Below are 23,191 nucleotides of genomic sequence, written 5' to 3'. Positions count from 1 at the left end.
CTGTTGGCGTGCCGATCAGGTGCAGATCGGGACGCTTTCGATGTCACGCACGGGCACCCAGACCGTTTCCAGCGGGCCGTGGCGCAGGTACCAGTAGCAGCCGTCGACGGTGCCCTGCTGGATCTCCTGCACCGGAGTTCCGGGCGGTACGCGGTTCCAGACCGCTTGCGGCACCTGATCCCGGCTGGTGGGGGTGACCCCGGTATTCACGCAGCCGCCAAGGGCCGTCAAAGCCACAATTCCGGCAACGATCAGTCTTGAATTCATTCAACAATCTCCGCGGTTTCCACGACAGCGTGGAAGAGGACGTTGGCGCCGGCCTCGGCCCATTCGGGGCTGATTTCCTCGGCCTCGTTATGGCTGAGGCCGTCGACGCAGGGGCACATGATCATCGCCGTGGGGGCCACGTCGTTGATCCAGCATGCATCGTGGCCCGCGCCCGAGACAATGTCCATATGGCTCAGCCCGAGCCGTTCAGCCGCATCGCGCACGGCAGCCACGCAGCCCTCGTCGAAGGCGGGCGGGTCGAACTGGCCGACGATCTCGCACTCGAAGCTCACGCCGATCTCCTCGCACAGCTTCGGCGCACGCTCCATCAGCTCGGCCACCATTGCGTTGAGCTTGTCCAGCAGATGGGTGCGCATGTCGACGGTGAAGACGACCTTGCCGGGAATGATGTTGCGGCTGTTGGGGTAGACGTCGATATGACCGATCGCACCCACGGCATTGGGCTGGTTTTTCATCGCAATTTCATGCACCAGCTCGGTGATCAGAGCGAGCCCGCGGCCTGCATTCTTGCGCATATGCATGGGGGTCGAGCCGGTGTGGCTTTCCTTGCCGGTCACGGTGCATTCGATCCAGCGCAGCCCCTGTCCGTGGGTGACGACGCCGATATCCTTGCCCTCGGCCTCCAGAATCGGGCCCTGCTCGATATGCAACTCGAACATGGCGTGCATCTTGCGGTCACCAACTTTTTCGTCGCCCTTCCAGCCGATGCGTTCCAGCTCGTCGCCGAAGCGTTTGCCCTCCGCATCGACCCGGTCATAGGCCCAATCCTGCGTGTGCTTGCCGGCAAAGACGCCCGAGGCGAGCATGGCGGGGGCGAAACGCGTCCCCTCCTCGTTGGTCCAGTTGACCAGCACGATCGGGTGTTTCGTCTTGATGCCGAGATCGTTCATGGTACGCAGTGCTTCCAGCCCGCCGAGCACACCCAGAACCCCGTCATATTTGCCGCCCGTGGGCTGCGTATCGAGGTGACTGCCCATGTAGACCGGCAGCGCGTCGGGGTCGGTGCCCTCACGCCGGGCGAACATATTGCCCATCTCATCGAGCCCCATGGAACAGCCCGCCGCCTCGCACCAGCTCTGAAACAGCGCGCGGCCTTTGGCATCGTCATCGGTCAGGGTCTGCCGGTTGTTGCCGCCCGCGATACCGGGGCCGATCTTGGCCATCTCCATCAGGCTGTCCCAAAGACGCGCGCCATTGATCTTGAGGTTTTCGCCGGGGGCGGACATGGTGGCTCTCCCTGTCATGCGGACCGGATGCGTGCCCGGCCCTTTTCATTCCTGTTTTGACCAACTGGTCAAGAACACGCTATCAAAGGGATAGGACCAGTCAAGATTTTGCACCCAAAGGATTGGCATTCGCGGGCCAAATAGGCGAAAAACCTGTTTCTTGCGGGTCTTGGCGGCGCTGTAGGAACCGTCTATCGCAAGGGTTCGGCCCGAAACCGCAGGAATGTGATGCTGATGACCGTGAAAGTTCAACCGCCCAAGACCCGCATTCAGCGCAAGAACACTCAGGCGATTCTCGACGCGGCGCTGGAGGTGTTCTCGCGCCAGGGATTTCGCGGCGCGACGCTGGATCAGATCGCCGCCGAGGCGGGGCTGTCGAAACCGAACCTGCTGTATTATTTCCCCTCCAAGGAGGCCATCCATGTCAGCCTGCTGACCGAACTGATGACCACATGGCTCGACCCGCTGCGCGATCTGGACCCGGAGGGCGAGCCGGTCGAGGAACTGATGAACTATGTCCGCCGCAAGCTGGAGATGAGCCGCGATTTCCCCCGCGAAAGCCGCCTCTTTGCCAATGAGATCCTGCAAGGTGCCCCCCGGATGATTGGCGCGCTTGAGGGAGAGTTGCGGGAGTTGGTGGAGGAGAAATCCGCCGTCATTCGCGACTGGATCGCCGCCGGAAAGATCGCTGACCTCGACCCGCATCACTTGCTGTTTTCCATCTGGGCGCTGACGCAGCACTATGCCGATTTCGACGTGCAGGTGCGCGCGGTGCTTGGCCCCGGCCACGATCCGCTTTCCGAGGCGGGAAGCTTTCTGGATGCGCTGTTTACCAAGCTGCTCAGGCCCGAATAGGTCCGCATCGGCCCCTTAGGTCAATCTTGTTGACTTATTTTTCGGCACGCGTAGGCTCCCCCGTCGAGGAGGATCCCGCCCATGAGTCTCGCGCAGCGCTTCGCCACCCGCACAACCCGCATGAAGGCCTCGGAAATCCGGGAGTTGCTCAAGCTGCTCGACCGGCCCGGCATCCTGTCGTTTGCGGGCGGCATCCCGGACGCGGCACTGTTTCCCAAGGCGGAGTTCGCCGCCGCCTATGGTCAGGTGCTGGACGAGGCCCCCAACCAGGCCTTGCAATATTCCGTGTCCGAGGGCTATCTGCCGCTCCGACGCTGGATTGCAGGGGAAATGGCAAAGATCGGCGTTCCGTGCGGGCCGGAAAACGTGCTGATCACCAGCGGCTCGCAGCAGGCCCTGGACTACCTCGGCAAGCTGATGCTGTCGCCCGGCGATACCGCCCTTGTGGGCTGGCCGACCTATATGGGCGCGCTCGGGGCGTTCAACGCCTATGAGCCGCGCTATGACCGGCTGCATATCCGCACCAACCGGGCTGCCGAAGACTATCGCGCAGCGGCGGAGGCTGAAGGTGGGAAAGTGAAGTTTCTCTATCTCTCACCCGATTTCGCCAATCCCACGGGCGAAACCGTGGACCGCGAAGGACGCGAAAAGCTGCTCGATCTGGCCGAGGAGTTGGATTGCATGGTGCTGGAGGACGCCGCCTATCAAAGCTTGCGCTATGATGGCGATCCGGTGCCGCCGATCCTGGCGCTGGAACTGGCCCGGAAAGGCGATCTGGAAGCCTGCCGTACCGTCTATTGTGGCAGCTTTTCCAAGACCTTGTCGCCCGGTCTTCGTGTGGGTTGGGTAGTAGCGGCGAGCCCGGTGATCCAACAGCTTGTGCTGATGAAACAGGCCGCCGATCTGCACAGCGCAACGATCAACCAGATGGCCATTCACAAAGTGGCGGAGGCCTGTTTCGGCACCCATGTGGACAGAATTCGTGATGCCTACGGGGCGCGGCGCGATGCGATGCTCGACGCCTTGGCCCGGCATATGCCGGAAGGTGTGGAATGGACCCGGCCCGAGGGGGGCATGTTCATCTGGCTGACCCTGCCGCGAGGGATGGATGCGGGCGATCTGCTGGCCCGCGCGATCGAGGAAAAGAACCTCGCCTTCGTGCCGGGACGCGCGTTTCATGCGGATGGATCGGGCGAGAACACTCTGCGGCTGGCGTTTTCTTGCGCGGATGGCGCGATGATCGAGGACGGGATGAGCCGGCTCGGGGCGCTTCTTCGCGGCATCTGAGCCCACGCGGGGAATCCGCTTCGAAGCGGCTTGGGAAAAGCGCATTCGAATGCGCTTGTGACGCGGTTTCGAAACCGCGTGAGAAAGGCGTTTCGAAACGCCTTTCCCGCTCACAATGCCCTTACTCGGCGGCGCAGCTTCCAGGGTTGTTCGGATGCGTCGTCCAGTTGGCATATTCCTCTTCAACGACCTTGCCGGTGCGTTCATCCACCGTGCCGGGGGCGAGCTGTTCCATGGTGATGCAGCCCTCGACCGGGCAGACATTCACGCACAGGTTGCAGGCCACGCATTCGCTGTCATCGACATCGAAGACCCGGTCCTCGGACATGGTGATCGCCTGATGGCTGGTGTCCTCGCAGGCCGCATAGCAACGGCCACACTTGATGCAGGCATCCTGGTCGATCCGGGCCTTGGTGATGTAATTGAGGTTGAGGTGCTGCCAGTCGGAACAGTTCGGCACCGCACGGCCCACAAGCTCGGAAGTCGAGGTGAAGCCCTTTTCGTCCATATATTGCGACAGACCCGAGATCATTTCCTGAACGATCTTGAACCCGTAGGTCATCGCCGCCGTACAGACCTGCACATTGCCCGCACCAAGCGCCATGAACTCTGCTGCATCGCGCCATGTGGTGACGCCGCCGATGCCGGAGATCGGCAGGCCTTGCAGGGACGGAGACCGCGAGATTTCGGCAACCATATTGAGCGCAATCGGCTTCACCGCCGGACCGCAATAGCCGCCATGGGCACCCTTTCCGTCGATGGTGGGTTCCGGCGCGAAGAGGTCGAGATCGACCGAGGTGATCGAGTTGATCGTGTTGATCAGCGAAACCGCATCCGCGCCGCCATCCTTCGCCGCCTGTGCGGGTTTGCGGATATCGGTGATGTTGGGCGTCAGCTTCACGATCACCGGCAGGTCGGAATGCTTCTTGCACCATTCGGTGACCTGGCCGACATATTCGGGCACCTGCCCCACGGCGCTGCCCATGCCGCGTTCGCTCATCCCGTGGGGACAGCCGAAGTTCAGCTCCACCCCGTCGCAGCCGGTTTCGATCACCCGGTCGAGGATCGCCTTCCAGCTGTCCTCGTTCACCGGCACCATCAGCGAGGCGATGAGCGCGCGGTCAGGGTAATCCTTCTTCACGCGGGTCATTTCTTCGAGGTTCACCTCAAGCGGGCGGTCGGTGATCAGCTCGATATTGTTGAGCCCCAACAGACGCCGATCCGCCCCCCAGATCGCGCCGTAGCGGGGGCCGTTGACGTTCACGACCGGCGGGCCTTCTTCGCCCAGGGTCTTCCAGACCACGCCGCCCCATCCGGCCTCGAATGCGCGGCGGACGTTGTATTCCTTGTCCGTGGGCGGTGCCGAGGCCAGCCAGAACGGGTTAGGGCTTTTGATGCCGATGAAATTCGTCGTGAGATCAGCCATTTGGCGTCCTCCTTGGTGTCAGGCCGGGCGGTCGGCTAGTTGGGCCAGACCGCGTGGCAATGCAGGGTTTCAACCGGGGCCGCGTCATCGTGGCGGTAGATCAGCGTTCCGGTCGCTTCGCCCGGCCGCAGGGACAATCGGTAGCCGGACTGGATGATGTCAGAGGGCGTGTTGGGAGCGGCGGGGTCCATGAACAGCGGGGTTTCGCACGCCACCTCGCCCTCATAGGTGAGGTCTTCGGCCAGCGGCGCACGAAAGCGGCAGAGGGTCTGCGGCGGCTCGAAAAGGCCTTCGGCGGTCAGTGAGAACACCTCCTGCCCCGTTTCCGGGTCGCAATATGGGCCCATCCCCGCCACGGGCGCAGCTCCGCCGGTCGCCCCGGCGGCAGCGGGCCAGACGGCCAGGGAGAGGACCGCCGCCCGCATCATGCGCCCGTCAGGCTCGCATGGATGTCTTCTGCCGCATCGCGGCCCTCCGCCACGGCGGTCACCGTCAGGTCTTCGCCCCCCGAGGCGCAGTCGCCCCCGGCCCAGACCCCGGCCACGCTGGTGCGGCCCGGCCCGGTGACGGCGATCTTGCCGCCCTCGATGGTCAGCGCGTCCGGTGCACCCTCCAGCGTCTGGCCGATGGCTTTCAGCACCTGGTCGGCGGGGATGGTGAAGGTTTCGCCCGTGCCTGTCAGCCCGTCGGGGCCGGACACCGTATATTCCGCCTCCAGCGCTTGCGCCGCGCCATTGCCGGTGACGCGCACGGGTTTGGCGTTGAACACCAGACGCACGCCCTTGGAGGCCGCAAGATCCTGTTCGAACCGGCTGGCGGGCATTTCGGCGCGGCTGCGGCGGTAGAGGATCGTCACGTTTTCCGCGCCCAGAAGCTTCGATTGCACGGCGGCGTCGACGGCGGTCATGCCACCGCCGATCACCACCACATTGCGCCCGACAGGGAGGGAGGAGAGATCCTCGGACTGGCGCAAATCGGAAATGAAATCAACGGCATCGGACACGCCGCTCTTGTCCTCACCTTCGGCGCGCAGGGCATTGACACCGCCAAGCCCCATGCCGAGGAACACAGCGTCATAGTCGGCTTTCAGCGCATCGAGGCTCAGATCCTTGCCAAGAGCCTTGCCGGTATGGAGCGTGATGCCCCCGATCTGCATCAGCCAGTCCACCTCTGCGCTGGCAAACCCGTTCACCGTCTTGTAGGCCGCGATGCCGTATTCGTTGAGCCCGCCGCCCTTGGGCCGCGCGTCGAACAGATCGACGTCATGGCCCTTCATCGCCAGACGGTGCGCACAGGACAGGCCCGCGGGGCCAGCCCCCACAACGGCCACTTTCTTGCCGGTGGCTGCTTCGCGGGTGAAGGGGTGAACGCCTGCCTCCATCAGCTTGTCGGTGGCGTAGCGCTGCAGCTGGCCGATGATGACCGGCTTGCCTTCAGCCACTTCGCGCACGCAGACCTCCTCGCACAGCGTTTCGGTCGGGCAGACGCGCGCGCACATGCCGCCCAGGATGTTCTGAGACAGGATCGTGCGCGCCGCCGCCTCCGGCGTGCCGGTGGCGATCTGGCGGATGAAGAGCGGAATGTCGATATCCGTCGGGCAGGCCGTCATGCAGGGCGCGTCATGGCAGAAGTAACAGCGATCCGCCGCTACCAATGCCTCGTGATCGTCCAGCGGGTCATGCAGGTCGCCGAAATTGGATGCGTAGTCTTCGGCCGCTAGACGGCCGGACGCGAGTCCCGGGGTAAACGGGCTGTTCGTCATGGGTGCCTCCCTGATCGAATGGCTTGTTCTTTTGAGGAAACGCTGACACAGGTCCGATTTTTGATCAAGTGGTAAAAAATTGAATAGTGCGAAAATCTGGCCAGATTCGTCATTTTCCTGCGCAGAGGCTTCAATTCCAGGCATTCGAGACGCCGCTTTGCACAGAACCGGGCCGTTTTCGCATCCGGTTTGGCTTTTCAGCCCCTTGGGGAAGGCGTATATAGCCCCGAACATGATCATCCGCGCGGGGACCTCCCCGCCAGAACATCCGAGGGCAGAGATGGCGAACAAGACACATGACGGGGACGTGGCCTTCATCAAGGCGCTGGCGGAACTGCTGGCCCAGAATGAACTGACCGAGTTGGAGGTCATGCGCGAATATGGCGACAATGACAGCCTGAATGTCCGCGTCAGCAAGCAGAGCATCATGGCCGCCCCCGCGCCTGTCGCCGTTTCGGCCCCCGCGCCCGCTGCCGCCCCTGCCCCCGCCGCCACGCCAGCCGCTGCCCCTGCCGCCGCACCCTCCTCTGGCGACCCGGCGCAAGACCCCGGCGCGGTCACCTCGCCCATGGTCGGCACCGCCTACCTTCAGGCCGAACCCGGCAGCCCCGCCTTTGTCAGCGTCGGTGACACGGTCGCAGAGGGTCAGACCCTGATGATCGTCGAGGCGATGAAGACGATGAACCAGATCCCTTCCCCCCGTGCTGGCAAGGTCACGCGCATCCTGGTGGGTGACGGCGACCCGGTCGAATTCGGCACACCCCTGATGATCATCGCCTGATGGGGTCGCGCATGTTTTCCAAGATTCTCATTGCCAACCGCGGCGAGATTGCGCTCCGCGTGATCCGCGCCGCGCGCGAGATGGGCATCCAGACCGTAGCCGTGCATTCCACCGCCGACAGCGACGCGATGCATGTGCGCATGGCGGATGAGGCGATCTGCATCGGCCCGCCCTCGGGCGCGCAGAGCTATCTGAACGTCGCCTCGGTCATCTCCGCCTGTGAAATCACCGGGGCGGAGGCGATCCATCCCGGCTATGGCTTCCTGTCGGAAAACCAGAACTTCGTGCAGATCGTGGAAGATCACGGCATCAAGTTCATCGGCCCCTCGGCTGAACATATCAGCATCATGGGCGACAAGATCACCGCCAAGGACACTATGAAGAACCTGGGCGTCCCTTGCGTGCCGGGGTCCGATGGCGGCGTGCCGGACCTCGACACCGCCCGCAAGGTGGCCGAGGAGATCGGCTATCCCGTCATCATCAAGGCCACCGCCGGCGGCGGCGGGCGCGGCATGAAGCTGGCGAAATCGGCGGCAGAGCTGGACAACGCCTTCCGTACCGCGCGCTCCGAAGGCAAGGCCGCGTTTGGCAATGACGAGGTCTATATCGAGAAATATCTCGGTGCGCCCCGCCATATCGAGGTGCAGGTTTTCGGCGACGGCAAGGGTGGCGCGGTCCATCTGGGCGAACGCGATTGTTCCCTGCAACGCCGCCACCAGAAGGTTTTCGAAGAGGCCCCCGGCCCCGCCATCGACGCTGAAACCCGTGCGCGGATCGGCAAGACCTGTGCCGACGCCATTGCGGCCATCGGCTATGAGGGCGCGGGCACGATCGAATTCCTCTATGAAAACGGCGAGTTCTACTTCATCGAGATGAACACCCGCCTGCAGGTTGAACACCCGGTGACCGAAGGCATCTTTGGCGTCGATCTGGTGCGCGAACAGATCCGCGTGGCCGAAGGGCTGCCCATGTCCTTCAGCCAAGAGGATCTGCAGGTCGAGGGCCATTCCATCGAGGTTCGGATCAATGCCGAGAAGCTGCCGAACTTCACCCCCTGCCCCGGCAAGATCACCCAGTTTCACGCCCCCGGCGGGCTTGGCGTGCGGATGGATTCGGCGCTTTATACCGGCTATTCGATCCCACCCTATTACGACAGCCTGATCGGCAAGCTCATCGTTCACGGTCGTGACCGGCCAGAGGCGCTGTCGCGCCTGAAACGCGCATTAGGCGAGCTGATCATCGACGGGGTGGACACCACCATCCCGCTCTTCCACGCGCTGCTGGAGGAAGAGGCCGTTCTGACCGGGGATTACAACATCCACTGGCTGGAAAAATGGCTGGAGACCAACATGCAGGGGTAACACCTGCGCTCTGACTGCAGAAAAGGCCGCCCCCTAAACGGGCGGCCTTTCTTGTTTGACGTGTTGATCAACGGATTTGGTCCTGTCAAGCACAGGGAATGCGTAGGCCAACCCAAATGCTCAGGTGACCGCCTTGCGGGACACAAGCTGTTGTTTTCTTTGAAGGATCAAGGGGCCTGCTGGTGAAAAAGCTTCGGCTCAAAGACTCATGCTCATTTCATGCCATGCCATTCCTCCGTGATCGGAGGCAGAGGGTCTCGGATTGCCGTAGCCAAACTTCTCGTAGAGCGGAACATGATGTTTTTTGCACATTAGATGGATTGTCGCCTTGCTCATCTTCTTCATGCGCCGGACAAACTCATCCATCATTATTCGTGAATAGCCCTTGCCTTGTTCAGAAGGCGCCACGACTACGGACAAAATGACGACATTCGGCGCATCAGGATCATGGCCGATAAGCTCCTTGAAGTTCTCATCGGACATCTGGACCTCATGCGCGCACCCGCTATTGATGAAGCCAACAACCGTCCCACCCACTTCAAGAACCAGAAAACCCTCGGGGTAAGTCTCGATCCGCTTGCATATCTTGGCGTGTGTCGCAGCTTCGTCACCTTCGTACGCAGAAGTCTCAATTTCGAAGCAAATATCCGCATCGGTGCGCAGGGCGTTTCTAAACCTGTTCATTGAGTTCTCCGCATTGCTCAAAGGAGCTTAGCAAAGCGATCCAAGGATGTCTCGCGGCCCGAAAGCGTGCGGATAAGAAGAGATTCGTGCATGGCGCAGGATTGACGACTTCGCGCTTCAGGCCGCCCATCACGCCGGCATCTGCTGCGTGGCGCAATGGATGCCACCGCCTAGCTCGCCCAAAGGATCGACATTCAGCGTCACCACCTCGCGGCCCGGATAGTGGCGCGCCAGCGCCTCTCGCGCGATCTCGTCGGTTTCTTCGTCGCCGAACTCCGCCGCGATCACTGCGCCGTTGCAGACATAGTAATTGGCGTAGGAGGCCACGAAATCGAGGCTATCCACCCGCCGTTCCCAAGGTTCGGGGATCACCTCGACCTCCACCCCGCCCGCGATCAGCGCGTCATGGGTTTCGAGCGCGGCCATGTGGAACGGATCGCTCTCATCGGGTTCATCGGGCAGGTTGATCAACACCCGGTTGGGCCCGGTAAAGCGGGCAAGGCTGTCGATGTGGTAATCAGTGATGTCCTGCCCGCGCAGACCCGGTGCCCAGATCATCCGTGTGGCCCCATAGGCCGCCAGCAATCGCGCCTCGATCTCGTTGCGGGACAGGCCGGGATTGCGGTTGTCGATCACCCAACTGCTTTCATGGCCAATGAGCAGCCCGTGCCCGTCATGGTCCACACCCCCTGCCTCGCCCACCAGACCTGACGGGACCACCGGCAGGCCGAGCCGCTCGGCCACGCGGGTGGCGATCTGGCTGTCTTGGGTATCGACCTGCTTGTTGCCCCAGCCATTGAATTGCAGGTGACTGACGACAAGCGACCCGCCAGGCCGGCGCGCAAAAAGCGGCCCGGCATCGCGGCACCACAGATCCTCGGTTGGGATATCCCACAGTTCCACATCGCCCGAGACCATCCGCCCGATCCGTTGGTGATGCTCCTCTGCGGCCAGCATCGTGACCGGCTCGAACGCGGCAATCGTGTTGGCAATCTCGGCAATGGTGGCTTGCGTCACGCGCAGGAAACCTGCGTCATCATAGACCTCGCGGCTGTTCGGCCATTGCATGAAGGTCCGCTGATGGGGCGCCTCTTCCGCCGGGACGTTCAGCAATGTCTCGTCTGCCATGATGCCCCCCGGCAGGCCCGTAAGAAGGGCGGCCCCGCCCGCGCATTGCAAAAAATGCCGCCGTCTCATCCCACTCCAATCCCTCGTTCAGAAATCACAAGTGCCAATAACGCCAAAGGCATGGGCGATTTGGAAACACAATGTCCGCAAGGCAATTCTGGCATTTTTGCGGCGATCTGCGCTAGTCTGAATATCTGACCCGGCACCGGAATTCGACCTCAATGGCCCATGACCTTCTGACCCCGCAGCGCCCGACGCTTACGCCCGATCTGCTGCTGCGCGCCTATTCGGCTGGGATCTTCCCGATGTCGGAATCGCGCGATGATCCGGATGTGTTCTGGGTCGATCCGCAGATGCGGGGGATCATTCCGCTGAACGGATTTCGCATTTCCCGCTCGCTGGCCCGAACGATCCGGCGAGAGCCCTATCAGATCAAGGTGGACAGTGATTTCACCGGCACCGTTGCGGGCTGCGCCGACCGGGCGGAAACCTGGATCAACCCGCGCATCTTCGATCTCTATGAACAACTTCACCTGGCAGGCTTTGCCCATTCGCTGGAGGTCTGGGACGGCCCGGATCTGGTGGGCGGCGTCTATGGTGTGGCGCTTGGGGCGGCGTTTTTCGGGGAAAGCATGTTCTCGCGCCGCAGGGACGCCTCCAAGATCGCTCTGGCCTATCTGGTCTACCGGCTGCGCTATGGCGGGTTTCAGCTGTTCGATACCCAATTCGTGACCGATCACCTGATCTCGCTCGGGGCGGTGGAAATCCCGCGCAGCGACTATCGCAAGCGGCTGGAACGCGCGCTGCATTGGGACGCGAATTTCAAGGCTCAGCCGTCCTGGGTGTCGCCCGAGGCCGTGTTGCACCGCAGAACCCAGACATCATAGCGCGGGTGTTCCAGTGCCGACAGGGCGGGCGAGGTGGCAATCATCCAGCCGTCAAACAGCCCCTGCCCTTCAAGGTCGGTGATCTGCACATGGGCATAGGCCTCTGACCCCGGCGCGCCTTCGGGATAGCGGCATTCCAGCAGGCGCACGGCGATCCGCCCGAACACCACGGTCTGACCGGTGGCCAGTTCGATATCCGTGGCGCGGCCCACGGATTTATCCAGCCCGCGCAGCAGCGCGCCGGGGGCGGTTACCACCGGCGGGCCGGCATCCACATTCGGATTGGGCTCGATGGTGAGTTCAACGCCTTCCTGTGCAAAGGCCGTTGCGGGCATCAAAAAGGCCAGGGCAAGGGCGCGAAGGATCATTCGTCGCCGCCACCCACGGCACGCAGGATCAGCGTCGTCAGGCTGACCGCGCTCTGGGTCTCGTAAACCTCGTCCCCGGGGGCCAGGTTGAAGGCTGACCCACCCGGCACCAGCTCGAGGAAATTGCCGCCAAGCAGCCCCTCGGATGCGATGATGGCCTGAGTGTCGTCTGGGATCTCGATACCACCCGCCACGGTGAAATCCACATCGGCGCGGAATGTGACGGGGTTCAGTTCCAGCCCGGTGACGGAGCCCACCCGCACACCGGCAAGGCGCACATCGGTGCCCACGCCGATCCCGTCGGCAGATCGGAACGAGGCGCTGAGCGGATAGCTGTCGCCGCCGTTTTCAAATCCGGTCACCTGCCCGGCATAGACGAAAAACCCGATCGCGGCGGCCAGAACAACCCCGCCAACCAGAACTTCTGTCGCATTCTCGGACATCGGATGCCTCCCGCCCCTCAGGCTTATTCGGGGCTCCAGGCCTCGTAGTCGCGGCGCTCGGCAGGTTGGGCCTGACGCAGAGAGCCCGAGGGCGCATAAGCGGCCATGGTGCCGGTCAGGTTGGGCTGGTGCGGCTTTTCCCAGGCCTTGTGGGCCAGCGGGCGGTCGGCGGGCGACTCGTCATAGGTGTGATGCAGCCAACCATGCCAATCGGGGCTGACACGGCTTGCCTCCGCTTCACCGTTGAACATGACCCACCGGCGCTTGCCGTCGCGTGTCTGGTAATAGGTGTTGCCCTGATCGTCCTCACCCACTTTCTGGCCATTGCGTTTGGTGTAGATCTGGGTGCCGATGGTCGACCCGTTCCACCAGGTCACCAGACGGTTGAGGAAAGAGAGCATGGCTGTGCCTCCGGCAAGATACGCGTTGAGAGACTAATGCCGCATCTGCGGGGCAAGGTCCAGCGTGAAACCCTGCGGATGGGTGTCGCGGGCGGGGGACGGCGTTGCGACACCGCGCGTAGGGTGGGCAGTTCTGCCCACCCCTTTGATCAAGCCGCGGCCTTTCCAGACAGCCGCGCCCGGATCGCGGCCGGAACCTGCCTTGCGGACATCGCGCGGGGATAGGGCAGTTCCTCCATCTCGGGCACGTCGCCATAGAGAGCCTCGAACTCGGCGTAATTGTCGAAGGCGCGACGGGAGACGTTGTCGATGAAGGTCTCGGCGGGGGCGCCGTTGGCGAGGATGATTTCATGTTCCTCGGTCTCGATGTGATAGACCGTGTAGGTCTCGCCCATCTCAGACAGTGGCACGCGGGTGATGGTCGTCCCGTTCACCAAGGCCCCGGCATGGCAGATGACACCCTCGATCAGCATGCCGTGGTCGGCAGTGACGGTCAGATCAGCGGTCGGCAGGCCATCGCCAAGCGATCCGGCGGCAAAGCGCACGGGCATCAGCCGTTCTGCAGGGCCGAAGCGGGTCACGACCGTTTGCCGACCCATCCATTTAACGCGGGCATAGTCGCCTTCCAGCGTCACGACCAGATCACCTGCCTGTAGCTGTTCAACCGGGGTTTCCCCGTCCGGCGTTGCAATCAGGCTGCCCTCTGCAAAACAAACGATCTGAACGCTGGTAAATCCGCTATGTGTGATGGTCGCGCCGTTGGATGTCTGGATCGTTGTCGCATTCAGGATGGTCGCGGCGGGATCGTGGATGTTCAGCGTGGCCAATGCGTTGCCATTGGCCGTGATGCTGGACCCTGCAGTTGCGGTGATATTCACCTCATCCGCGCCGATCAGAGCGTTGATCGTGTCATCCCCGTCGCCGGCGTTGATCGTGTCGGCCCCTGTCCCGCCCGTGATCGTGTTGGCCGCCGAGTTCCCTGTGATCGTATCGTCGCCAATGCCGCCGATCGCATTCTCGATCACCGCGCCATAGGCGATCGACATATTGCCGACGAAGCCACCGATATCGGAGAATGTCCCCTCCGTAAGGTTCAGGGTCTGGGCCGAAGAGTAGCCCGACAGATCAATCGTGTCGGTCCCACCACCATCATAGATTGTCAGAAACGGCGTTGTGTTGGCGTGGAAATCATATGCCGTCGAGGCGAGAGTTGAGTTGAAGCCATAGGTGGTGGCACCGGCGTGGAACGAGGTGTCGGCCCCATAAAGCTGATGCAAGGCCAAATAGTCGAAGAGCATGAACGTGTCGGAATATCCCAACCCGGCAGACGCGCCGGTATTGGTCTCGTCGAAATAGCTCATGATCGTGTATTGATGCGAGTCCTGCATGAACTCCGCATTATTGGCATAGGTGATCGAGCCGCCGCCGCCCGCATTATAGGGGCCGGGATGGGCAAGGCCGAGGGCATGGCCAAGTTCGTGCAGCAGTGCGAAATGCGCGAAATTGCCGAACGCATAGCTTCCATCCATGCCGCCTGCTTTGTTCAGCCAGATGTCACCAGCAGCGTCCCCCGACGCGGTGTCCGGGGTGCCATCACCCCAGTCGTCAGGATAGGACGCATAGGCTCCGCGCCCGTCACTGAAATTATAGGCACCAAACAAGATCGTGGCGTTGTCAGATGTCCCGCTGCCATCGTCGATCTGGTTCAGGGTCAATCCGGTGATACTCTCGATATAGTCCATCGCATCGGTAATTGCCGCGACCTGGCTGGCCGAAACCGCAGCGGAGGTATTGTTGCCAGGATTTGCAGGATCGTCGACCAGTGTGTCACGAATGGCCCAGGTCACGGTCGCCCCGGTGCCGGGAGAGGTGGACCAGGACGCGTTCGGCGACAGCAGCATTCCCGCACCCATCTGCGCATCGTAGCTGGCGGTATCGCCTTCAACCACTGAAACACCATAATCTCCGTCGAAGAGATTGTCGAAAGACTGCACGTCTATGTAGTAGGTGTCGGTGGACCCGGCCGTGAAAGTCACCGTGCTGTAGTAGTAGCCACTAGGGCTGGAGATGTCGTCATTCGACTGCACGCTGGTGCCAGAGCTGTCGCGGATGGTCAGCAGCGGGTCGCGCAGGTTGTCAGTCAGCGCACCGGTTCCAGCGAGGGCGATTGTATATTCCTGACCCGCAGTCAGCTCGACTGCAATCCAGTCCGAGATATCACCACCCCCACTAATGGACCCGTGATAGTAATCCCCGACTTCCATCGATGCCGATGTACTGGTGCTTGCGGCTGCATCGGCCGCCTCGGTAAACGTGTTGCCAAGCGCCAGAACAAAGGAATTGCCACCATCGCCGCCACCGGTCAGATCTGAAAAAGTACACCCGTCCTGCGTGTTGTTCACAGTAAAAAAATCGCAAGCAATACACATGCCCTAAAAAACCTCCCGATTAGTCTTCGCCTGCCGGCGCGTCTTGATGTTCTGTTGGCTCAGCATCTGTTCCGCACAAACGAAGAACCTGTTCTTGCGCAAGGCGCAGGGCCTCGGCGTTTTCCTGTTCTGAGATGAGAGGGCTGCCCTGACGGGCTTCATGCAGGCGCGCCCTTGCTTCGTCGCAGGTTTCCGCATCGAATGGGCGCAAAGGATCAGCGGGCAAAGCCTGGGACGAAGGCGCAGACATCACGAGCACCAGCGCAAGGGCAGTGACGGCGCGTAGCACCCCAAGCCCTTGTCCGATCTTACGGATTGACCCAAACGGGGCCGAACCGATGGTATCTGTTTTCCTGACCAATGCCCGACGCATAAAATCACGCTTTACCCTTATCCGCTCTTTCGGCCTGCCCCCCCCTGATGCGAGCAGAAATGGCCAAATACACAACTATTATCTTCCTGTTAGGCCGCAGTGCAGCCTTATCCGGCTTTGTTGTTGTCCGGAGAGGTTAGCAACAAGATCCACCCCTGTCGCCAAAAAATGATTAACGCTAGGCTTATGGCAGATAACTGGCGGCACAGGCACCTTGGCCTGCAAAAGAAATCAGCAAGCCAGGGACATCCGGCATCGACGCACGATCACCTCGGGCACCTGCCGTGCGCTCATGGCACGGGGATAGGGCAGTTCTTCCATCTCGGGCACATCGCCATAAAGCGCCTCGAACTCGGCGTAGTTGTCGAACACCCGTCGGCTGACATTGTCGATAAACGTCTCGGCAGGCGCACCGTTGGCCAGGATGATTTCATGTTCCTCGGTCTCAATGTGATAGACCGTGTAGGTCTCGCCCATCTCGGCCAAAGGCACGCGGGTGATGGTCGTCCCGTTGACCAGTGCCCCGGCATGGCAGATGACACTCTCGACCAGCATTCCGTGGTCGGCAGTGACGGTCAGGTCAGCGGTCGGCAGGCCCTCGCCCAATGACCCGGCGGCAAACCGCACCGGCATCAGCCGTTCGGCAGGTCCGAAGCGGGTCATGACCGTCTGCCGCCCGATCCATTTGATCGGGATGGACTGCGCATCAACGGTCAGAACCCGGTCGCCGATCCCAAGCTCTTCGATCGCGCGTGGCCCGTCCGGCGTTGCAATCCGTGTCCCCGCACAGAAGCAGACGAGGTTGGTGTTCGCAGCGGTCAGGTCCGACAAGCTGGTGCCTTCCATCACGAGGGACCCGCCGCCCTTCCCCGCCGGCAAAGTGATCAGCAAAGATCCATCCCCTTGCTCAGCGGCGGCTGCAAGCAATTCGGAGAAGTCGCTGAAGAGCGATGACAGATCGACGATGTCCCCTTCACCGGCACTGAAATCCGTGATCCGGTCGGTTGCCCCACCGCCAAACCCACTGAACAGGTCAGCGCCAGTTCCACCCGACAACGTATCGTCGCCATCGCCGCCATTGACCGTATCTGCCCCGTCCCGCCCGAAGATGCTGTCATTGCCGCCATTGCCCAGAAGCGTGTCGTTGTTCACCCCGCCAAAGATGTCTTCGTGGAAGAACTGGCCATTGACGGTTGTCAGGGACGACCCGGCTGACTGTGCGGACATCAGCACCATGCGGGCAAAGTCGTCGGCGGTCCGCGCGTCCGCCCCGGACAGGGACTCGATCGCGGCGGCAAGTTCGGCGTAATGGGGCGACAGGCTGGAGGACTCCGCATAGGTGCCGGTCACAACCCCGCCGGGGTTGGTATGTTCGCCCCCGCGCACCACAACGCCGATCAGGTAGGACTGGGACGCCCCTGCTCCGCTCGGATCGAAGCTCAGGAAGGTGCCTCCGCCGCTCATGCCGCCAACGGGTTCGGCCCCCTCCACGGTGTAGTAGCCCCCGATATCCCCGCTGACGTTCTGCTCGGTATAGTCGCCGGCGGCGAGGGTGCCGGTGGTCTGGTGCAGGACGCCCGCGGTGTTGTTGAGCGAGTTATCCTCCTCGGGATAGCCGGTGATCACCACATTGCCGGACAGGTCATTTGGATCGTTGGCGATCAGCATCGGCGCGGCGGGACCGTCGTAGAATGCCCCCGTGGAGACCAAGGGATCCCCCACCTGCAGGCTGATGTCGAACCCGGCGAGAACCGTTTCCGGGGTGCCGTCGCCGTCAAGATCTTCCCGGTAGGCCGTCCAGGGGGCCCCCCCGGACGGCAGAGTAAAGTCATACTCCGTCGTTGCGTGGCTCTCTGCCGCGCCGGGCAGGCCCTGCTGCGGTGTTGCCGTGTGGGACCCGCCTGCCGAAGGGAAGTGATTGGCGCTGAAATAGATGCCGCCGCCGATGTGAACGCCGGACCACTTCACCTGAACAGCGGTCAGATGCACCAGATCGGTGGTGCCTGTGTTGACAATCTCCAGCACCAAATTCCCCCGTGGTCAGAGCTAACAGAAACCCAATTCCAACAGCGGTATCACGCGCTCAAACTGCCGGTCAATCTGCGTTGTCGCGGCGGGTCGAGATCGCTCTCAGGCGACCTCTGGTTGCAATAGGCGCATGAAGATACCTTTTGGCACCTGCCGCGCGGACATCGCGCGGGGGTAAGGCAGCTCTTCCATCTCGGGAACGTCGCCGTAGAGCGCCTCGAACTCCGCGTAATTGTCGAACACCCGGCGGGATACATTGTCGATGAAGGTCTCGGCGGGCGCCCCGTTGGCGAGGATGATCTCGTGCTCTTCCGTTTCGATGTGGTAAACGGTGTAAGTCTCTCCCATCTCCTCCAAAGGCACGCGGGTGATCGTCGCCCCGTTCACCAGCGCCCCCGCGTGGCAGATGACGCCATCGACCAGCATCCCGTGATCGGCGGTCACGGTCAGATCCGACTGCGGCAGGCCCGCGCCCAGAGACCCGGCGGCAAAGCGCACCGGCATCAGCCGTTCGGCAGGCCCGAAGCGGGCAAAAACCGTCTGGCGGCCGATCCATTTGACAGGCACCGTCCCGCCCGACGCCGTCAGAATCGGATCTCCGATCTCCAAGGCTTCCACCGCGCGGCGACCGCAAGGAGTGGAAATCTCTGTTCCTGCCAGAAAGCACAAAGCATAGGCACTGACCGAGCTTCCGACCGACGAGAGCGCGCCATTATTTGACAGCACGCGGATAAAGCCACCGCCATCAGGCTGAATGATCGGCTCGCCAGCAGACGTAATACCAAGAACCTTGAAGGTGCCCCCGTCCCAAAACACGTCATCGCCAACGGCAACGGTTCCGTCGTTTGGGTTGGTGTCCTGTTCGAAAATGTCAGCGGTATTTCCGAAGGGACCCAAAAGCGTCAAAGGCCCCCCGACCGATCCCGATGACACAACATAGGAAAACGCAAAAGACTCAGCAGCCATCTCAAGCCCCACTCGTTACAAAATCAACTACACTACAATGTTATGCGTTTATTGGTTACCTGCCAAGAGACTATTTTACATTAACAATTATTAACAAACTGGCGTCAGTTTTAGAATTATTCCCCTGAATGAAGGGGGAGCGGAAAACTCCTAAAGATGAATGAAAACTCCGTCTTCCCAAGAACTGCAGACACGCATGAAAATGCACCCCGGACGGGAAGGGTGGACCGTCCGGGGTGCACTCCCTCCGGCCAACAAGACCGGGCGGGGGAGGATCGCTTGGATCAGGCGGCCAGCGCGGCAGCGGCAGCCGTGTAGTCGTAGCCGAGGTCACGGGCCACGGCCTCATATGTCACCTGATGGTTCCAGACATTGAGCCCGTTCGCCAGGTGCGGGTCACGCGCCAGCGCCTCTTTCCATCCCAGGTTCGCAATGCGCAGCGCGTGCGGCAGGGTCACGTTGTTCAGCGCATAGGTCGAGGTGCGCGCAACGCCGCCGGGCATGTTGGCCACGCAGTAATGCACGATCCCGTCCACGGTGTAGATCGGATCGGCATGGGTGGTGGCCTTCGAGGTCTCGAAGCAGCCGCCCTGGTCGATGGCCACGTCCACCATCACCGCGCCGGGCTTCATGGTCGACAGCATCGCGCGGGTCACCAGCTTGGGTGCAGCCGCACCGGGAACCAGAACCGCGCCGATGACCAGATCGGCCTCGGCCACGCATTCCGCGAGGTTGGCGAGGTTCGAGAACCGGGTTTTCGCGGAAGATTCAAAATGGATCGCAAGGCGCTCCAACACGTCGGGGCTGCGGTCGAGGATGGTCACGTCCGCGCCCAGACCCACGGCCATTTGCGCGGCGTTGAAGCCCACGACGCCGCCACCGATCACGGCCACTTTCGCGGGCACCACGCCCGGCACGCCGCCAAGCAGAACACCACGCCCGCCATGGGATTTCTCCAGCGCCGTTGCACCCGCCTGGATCGACATCCGGCCGGCCACCTGGCTCATGGGCTTCAGCAGCGGCAGACCGCCGCCCGCGCCGGTCACGGTTTCATAGGCAATGCAGGTCGCGCCCGAGGCGACGAGGTCCTTGGTCTGCTCCGGATCGGGGGCGAGATGCAGGTAGGTGTAGAGGATCTGACCCTCGCGCAGCATGGCGCGCTCACCGGCCTGCGGTTCCTTGACCTTCACGATCATGTCGGCCGTGGCGAAGATTTCTTCCGCGGTGTCGATGATGGTGGCACCGGCAGCCACGTAATCCTCATCCATTGCGCCGATGCCGGATCCGGCATTGGTCTCGATCAGGACGCTGTGGCCATGCGCCACCAGTTCGCCCGCGCTTTCGGGCGTCAGGCCAACACGGTATTCGTGGTTCTTGATTTCCTTGGGGCACCCGACGATCATGACGACCTCCTCCATCGCGGCGTTTCCTTTCCGTCAGAATACGCGCGCTTGAGCGCAATTTTCTTGATTTCTTCCCGCATTTTGACGATATCAGCGCAGCAATCTTGCGCGAAATAATCAAAATCCGGGAAAAAATGGACAGCATCGACACCCGTATCCTGCATGCGCTTCAACGCGATTCGAGCCGCCCGGTCGCCGATCTCGCCAATGAGCTCGGCCTCTCCGCCTCCGCCTGCCATCGCCGCATCAAGTCACTGGAGGTCTCTGGCATCATTGCGGGCTACTCTGCCCGGCTCAGCCGCCGCAAGATGGGATTCAATCTGCTGGTCTTTGTCGAGATCACCCTGCGCAGCCAGGAGCGGAGTGTGCTGGACGGGTTCGAGGCAGCTGTCCGAGCCGCGCCCGATATCCTCGAATGCCACCTGACCAGCGGTCAGGCCGACTACACCCTGCGCGTGGTCGCCCGCGACATGGACGACTATGACCGTATCCACCGCGATTGCCTTGCCGCGCTGCCCGATGTCTCCTCCATGCACACCACCTTCGCGCTGCGCCCCATCAAGTTCTGGCAGGGCTACCCGGTCCGTTGATATCTTGGGGCTTTGCCTCAGCCCCGGCCCCGGTTAGGGTCAGGCGGGTTTGGTTGACTGCGAGGGGGCAGGTATCATGCAGGTCGTGTTTCACATGGGGGCCCCGTGCACCGATGATGACAGGCTGATCCGGTCCCTCCTGAAGAACCGCGACACGCTGGCAAAACAGGGCATCGCGGTGCCCACCCCGGCGCTTTATCGCGATGTTCTGAAGGACACGCTGCGCGCGCTTGACGGTGCCCCCGCCCCGGAAGAGTTGCAGCGCAATATCCTGACCTCGGCCAAGATCCCCGACGGCACGGAACGCATCATCTTCTCCGATCCGCGCATGGTCTCGATCAACCGGCTGGTGGTGATCGGCGCGCAGATCTGGCCGATGATCGACCGGGTCTCGCGCAGCTTGCGCAACCTCTTTCCCACGGCACAGGTGGAATTCATGCTCGGGATGCGCGATCCCGCAACGCTGATCCCGGCCCTCTTCCGGGGCTCTCGCTTCCGCCAGTTCGAGGAATTCACCGAAGACATGCAGCCGCATGCGCTGGCCTGGTCCGAGATGCTGGCGCGCATGCGCGTGGCGGTGCCCGACAGCCCGGTTTCGGTCTGGTGCAACGAAGACACGCCGCTGATCTGGGGCGAGGTGATGCGCGAACTGGCCGGCTGCGATGCGCTGGCCCCGCTCGATGGTGTGGATGACCTGATCGAGGATCTGATGGACCCTGCCGGCTTCCGCAGGATGCAACGTTACCTGTCTGAAAACCCGCCGGAAAACGAGATGCTGCGCCGACGGGTGGTGGCCGCCTTCCTTGACAAATACGCGCTTGACGACGCGCTGGAGGAAGACCTGGACACCCCCGGATGGTCCGCCGAGATGCTCGATGACATGACCGCCTCCTACGAAGAAGACATGGACGCGGTCGCCCATATCCCCGGCGTCACCCTGATCACGCCCTGATCCCTTCTTCTTGGCCAAAATACTCCCGCCGGAGGCATCCTGCCGCTACAGCAGGCGCAATGGGCTGATCGGCCCCCGGAGCGCGCCACACAGCCGTGGCAACGCGGCCCGAGGAGGGCGCCAGAGGCGCCTGACGAGGGGCGCACCCGGGTCGACGCCAAAGGCGGCGACATCACCGCATGCCAAGCGCTTCCTTGTACATCTCCATCACCGCCTCTTCCTCGGCGATATCGTCGGGTTCACGCTTGCGCAGCGCGATGACCTTGCGCATAACCTTGGTGTCATAGCCACGGCCCTTGGCCTCGGCCATCACCTCCTTGATCTGGTCGGCGATGTCCTTTTTCTCCATTTCCAACCGCTCCACCCGTTCGATGAACTGGCGCAGCTCATCTGCGGTCACACGGTAGCTGTCGGGGGGGGAATTCACGTCATCCATCGGGCCTGCCTCTCATTGCCGGATCTCACCAGAGCCCCGGTCTAGCCCCCCTGCCCGCCCCCCGCAAGACTTGCGAAGCGCGCCGGGCTCGGCTAGGCGACTATCAGGGACGGAACGAAGGGATCTGCACATGGAATGGCTCGTTTGGCTCGGCGCGGCGCTCACGTCTGTGGGGCTCATCATCATCGCCTATTGCATCGCCTCGGCCGTCCGGGTGCGCCGGGCAAACCTGCCCGATGTGGAAACCCGCGCCCGGCTGCAGCGGATCGTGTTTCTCAATATGGGGGCGCTGCTGATCTCGGCGCTTGGCCTGATGTCGGTCGTGATGGGCGTATTCCTCGCCTGACGGCGGCGAGGTCTCCAAGCTGCTCAGTCCAGCCGCGCAGCGCCAAGGATCTGGCCCGGTCCCGCCATCTGTACGATCGCGGCAATGGGCAGGGCCGAGTCATCGACCAGCTGAAGCTCGTAAGGCTCGGCGCCCGACCAGTCTCCGACCCGCATCCACTCGGTGACGATATTGCTGTATTCCACGGTGCGGCCCGCATTTTCTCCGCGCCGGATCTCCACCATTTCACTGGGCATATAGCGCACGATCTGGACGATCATGCCGGGTTCCTCCAGCGCCATGGAGGCCACGGCGCGCAGCACGATGCCTCCCTCGACGCGCGACAGGCTGACCTCCACCGGGTAATCCACAACCCTGTATTGGGCGATCAACTCGGCCACATCCATTGGCTCGTAGCCCACGACCCGTTCCACGCCCCCCACGATCATCTGCGGCGTATAGACCATGCGCTGTCCGGCATGGCGGGCATAGGCGTGCTGGCGCCGGGTGAACTGACCGGAGGCAAAGGTATCGGCCCATCCGATATAATCCCAGTAGTCCACATGAAGCGCCAGCGCGATCACGTCTTCCCGCGCGGCCAGCTGCGTCAGCAACGCATCGGCGGGCGGGCAGGCCGAGCAGCCCTGCGAGGTGAAAAGCTCCACCACGACCGGGCTGTCGGCACGGGCCGCGGGGGCAGTCAGCGAAAGCAGACCGAGGGCAAGTGAGGCGATGATATTCCGCATGATGATCGTGAGTGTTCCCTTTTGTCCCCTGATAGGTAGTGAACCC

General features: G+C 62.3%; 24 protein-coding genes. 8 read left to right on the top strand and 16 right to left on the bottom strand.

Annotation, left to right across the window (positions count from 1 at the left end; genetic code table 11):
- Nucleotides 1-15: 15 nt before the first annotated feature.
- A complete protein-coding gene (locus ACOOEX_RS06365; RefSeq protein WP_420397635.1) occupies nt 16-267 on the bottom strand; it encodes a hypothetical protein in 252 nt (83 codons plus the stop codon).
- A complete protein-coding gene (locus ACOOEX_RS06360; RefSeq protein ID WP_420397634.1) occupies nt 264-1,514 on the bottom strand; it encodes a Zn-dependent hydrolase in 1,251 nt (416 codons plus the stop codon). Before ACOOEX_RS06360 ends, ACOOEX_RS06365 begins: the two co-directional genes overlap by 4 nt.
- A 234-nt stretch (nt 1,515-1,748) precedes the next feature.
- Here ACOOEX_RS06360 and ACOOEX_RS06355 point away from each other — a divergent pair, with 234 nt between their 5' ends.
- Nucleotides 1,749-2,369, top strand: coding sequence for a TetR family transcriptional regulator C-terminal domain-containing protein (locus ACOOEX_RS06355; RefSeq protein WP_420397633.1), 621 nt, complete (start codon nt 1,749-1,751; stop codon nt 2,367-2,369).
- An 81-nt stretch (nt 2,370-2,450) separates the two neighbouring features.
- Complete coding sequence (locus ACOOEX_RS06350) at nt 2,451-3,656, top strand: PLP-dependent aminotransferase family protein (RefSeq protein ID WP_420397632.1); 1,206 nt, start codon at nt 2,451-2,453, stop codon at nt 3,654-3,656.
- A 121-nt stretch (nt 3,657-3,777) separates the two neighbouring features.
- On the opposite strand, the gene preA is transcribed toward ACOOEX_RS06350, so the two are convergent.
- The 3 genes from preA to ACOOEX_RS06335 are packed head-to-tail and all read right to left on the bottom strand — an operon-like array spanning nt 3,778 to nt 6,844.
- A complete protein-coding gene (gene preA, locus ACOOEX_RS06345) occupies nt 3,778-5,082 on the bottom strand; it encodes an NAD-dependent dihydropyrimidine dehydrogenase subunit PreA (protein WP_420397631.1) in 1,305 nt (434 codons plus the stop codon).
- Between the two features lie 35 nt (nt 5,083-5,117).
- Complete coding sequence (locus ACOOEX_RS06340; RefSeq protein WP_420397630.1) at nt 5,118-5,510, bottom strand: hypothetical protein; 393 nt, start codon at nt 5,508-5,510, stop codon at nt 5,118-5,120.
- Nucleotides 5,507-6,844 carry an NAD(P)-dependent oxidoreductase gene (locus ACOOEX_RS06335; protein WP_420397629.1) on the bottom strand — a complete coding sequence of 446 codons (1,338 nt, stop codon included), beginning with the start codon at nt 6,842-6,844 and terminating at the stop codon, nt 5,507-5,509. Before ACOOEX_RS06335 ends, ACOOEX_RS06340 begins: the two co-directional genes overlap by 4 nt.
- A gap of 280 nt (nt 6,845-7,124) precedes the next feature.
- Here ACOOEX_RS06335 and accB point away from each other — a divergent pair, with 280 nt between their 5' ends.
- Together accB and accC are read left to right on the top strand one after the other, a co-directional pair.
- Nucleotides 7,125-7,625, top strand: coding sequence for an acetyl-CoA carboxylase biotin carboxyl carrier protein (gene accB / locus ACOOEX_RS06330; RefSeq protein WP_420397628.1), 501 nt, complete (start codon nt 7,125-7,127; stop codon nt 7,623-7,625).
- An 11-nt stretch (nt 7,626-7,636) separates the two neighbouring features.
- On the top strand, nt 7,637-8,986 hold the full coding sequence (gene accC, locus ACOOEX_RS06325; protein ID WP_420397627.1) for an acetyl-CoA carboxylase biotin carboxylase subunit: 1,350 nt from the start codon (nt 7,637-7,639) through the stop codon (nt 8,984-8,986).
- Nucleotides 8,987-9,184: 198 nt separating this feature from the next.
- On the opposite strand, the gene ACOOEX_RS06320 is transcribed toward accC, so the two are convergent.
- Both ACOOEX_RS06320 and ACOOEX_RS06315 read right to left on the bottom strand, forming a co-directional pair.
- Entirely contained in the window at nt 9,185-9,670 is a 486-nt protein-coding gene (locus tag ACOOEX_RS06320) for a GNAT family N-acetyltransferase (RefSeq protein WP_420397626.1), read from the bottom strand.
- A gap of 129 nt (nt 9,671-9,799) precedes the next feature.
- A complete protein-coding gene (locus ACOOEX_RS06315; protein ID WP_420397625.1) occupies nt 9,800-10,798 on the bottom strand; it encodes an agmatine deiminase family protein in 999 nt (332 codons plus the stop codon).
- Nucleotides 10,799-11,019: 221 nt separating this feature from the next.
- Here ACOOEX_RS06315 and aat point away from each other — a divergent pair, with 221 nt between their 5' ends.
- Entirely contained in the window at nt 11,020-11,685 is a 666-nt protein-coding gene (aat, locus tag ACOOEX_RS06310; RefSeq protein ID WP_420397624.1) for a leucyl/phenylalanyl-tRNA--protein transferase, read from the top strand.
- Here the strand turns inward: aat and ACOOEX_RS06305 are convergent.
- From ACOOEX_RS06305 to ald, 7 genes are all read right to left on the bottom strand, one after another.
- Entirely contained in the window at nt 11,628-12,053 is a 426-nt protein-coding gene (locus ACOOEX_RS06305; protein WP_420397623.1) for a DUF2155 domain-containing protein, read from the bottom strand. The genes aat and ACOOEX_RS06305 overlap by 58 nt on opposite strands.
- On the bottom strand, nt 12,050-12,496 hold the full coding sequence (gene mlaD, locus ACOOEX_RS06300; protein WP_420397622.1) for an outer membrane lipid asymmetry maintenance protein MlaD: 447 nt from the start codon (nt 12,494-12,496) through the stop codon (nt 12,050-12,052). Before mlaD ends, ACOOEX_RS06305 begins: the two co-directional genes overlap by 4 nt.
- A 23-nt stretch (nt 12,497-12,519) precedes the next feature.
- Entirely contained in the window at nt 12,520-12,897 is a 378-nt protein-coding gene (locus ACOOEX_RS06295; RefSeq protein ID WP_306046549.1) for an NADH:ubiquinone oxidoreductase subunit NDUFA12, read from the bottom strand.
- A gap of 149 nt (nt 12,898-13,046) precedes the next feature.
- Nucleotides 13,047-15,299 carry a Hint domain-containing protein gene (locus ACOOEX_RS06290; protein WP_420397621.1) on the bottom strand — a complete coding sequence of 751 codons (2,253 nt, stop codon included), beginning with the start codon at nt 15,297-15,299 and terminating at the stop codon, nt 13,047-13,049.
- A gap of 631 nt (nt 15,300-15,930) precedes the next feature.
- Entirely contained in the window at nt 15,931-17,724 is a 1,794-nt protein-coding gene (locus ACOOEX_RS06285; RefSeq protein ID WP_420397620.1) for a Hint domain-containing protein, read from the bottom strand.
- Nucleotides 17,725-17,829: 105 nt separating this feature from the next.
- Nucleotides 17,830-18,693 carry a Hint domain-containing protein gene (locus ACOOEX_RS06280; RefSeq protein WP_420397619.1) on the bottom strand — a complete coding sequence of 288 codons (864 nt, stop codon included), beginning with the start codon at nt 18,691-18,693 and terminating at the stop codon, nt 17,830-17,832.
- 284 nt (nt 18,694-18,977) lie between these two features.
- Nucleotides 18,978-20,096: an alanine dehydrogenase gene (gene ald / locus ACOOEX_RS06275; protein ID WP_420398336.1), complete on the bottom strand. Its 1,119-nt coding sequence runs from the start codon at nt 20,094-20,096 to the stop codon at nt 18,978-18,980.
- Nucleotides 20,097-20,230: 134 nt separating this feature from the next.
- Here ald and ACOOEX_RS06270 point away from each other — a divergent pair, with 134 nt between their 5' ends.
- Together ACOOEX_RS06270 and ACOOEX_RS06265 are read left to right on the top strand one after the other, a co-directional pair.
- A complete protein-coding gene (locus tag ACOOEX_RS06270; RefSeq protein WP_420397618.1) occupies nt 20,231-20,686 on the top strand; it encodes an Lrp/AsnC family transcriptional regulator in 456 nt (151 codons plus the stop codon).
- Between the two features lie 76 nt (nt 20,687-20,762).
- The gene (locus ACOOEX_RS06265; RefSeq protein ID WP_420397617.1) at nt 20,763-21,638 is read left to right on the top strand and encodes a hypothetical protein; all 876 of its coding nucleotides are present in this window, start codon (nt 20,763-20,765) and stop codon (nt 21,636-21,638) included.
- Nucleotides 21,639-21,810: 172 nt separating this feature from the next.
- On the opposite strand, the gene ACOOEX_RS06260 is transcribed toward ACOOEX_RS06265, so the two are convergent.
- The gene (locus ACOOEX_RS06260; RefSeq protein ID WP_071690104.1) at nt 21,811-22,074 is read right to left on the bottom strand and encodes a DUF2312 domain-containing protein; all 264 of its coding nucleotides are present in this window, start codon (nt 22,072-22,074) and stop codon (nt 21,811-21,813) included.
- Nucleotides 22,075-22,204: 130 nt separating this feature from the next.
- Here ACOOEX_RS06260 and ACOOEX_RS06255 point away from each other — a divergent pair, with 130 nt between their 5' ends.
- Nucleotides 22,205-22,420 (top strand): hypothetical protein, encoded by a 216-nt coding sequence (locus ACOOEX_RS06255; protein WP_420397616.1) that lies wholly within the window; start codon nt 22,205-22,207, stop codon nt 22,418-22,420.
- 23 nt (nt 22,421-22,443) lie between these two features.
- On the opposite strand, the gene ACOOEX_RS06250 is transcribed toward ACOOEX_RS06255, so the two are convergent.
- Entirely contained in the window at nt 22,444-23,145 is a 702-nt protein-coding gene (locus ACOOEX_RS06250; RefSeq protein ID WP_420397615.1) for a DUF1223 domain-containing protein, read from the bottom strand.
- Nucleotides 23,146-23,191: the final 46 nt, after the last annotated feature.

Origin of the sequence: Nioella sp. (genome assembly GCF_965215655.1) — a bacterium.
In the GTDB taxonomy this organism is placed as follows: domain Bacteria; phylum Pseudomonadota; class Alphaproteobacteria; order Rhodobacterales; family Rhodobacteraceae; genus Nioella.
The sequence above is the reverse complement of the archived record's forward strand: the minus strand, read 5'-3'. Positions and strand labels throughout refer to the sequence as shown.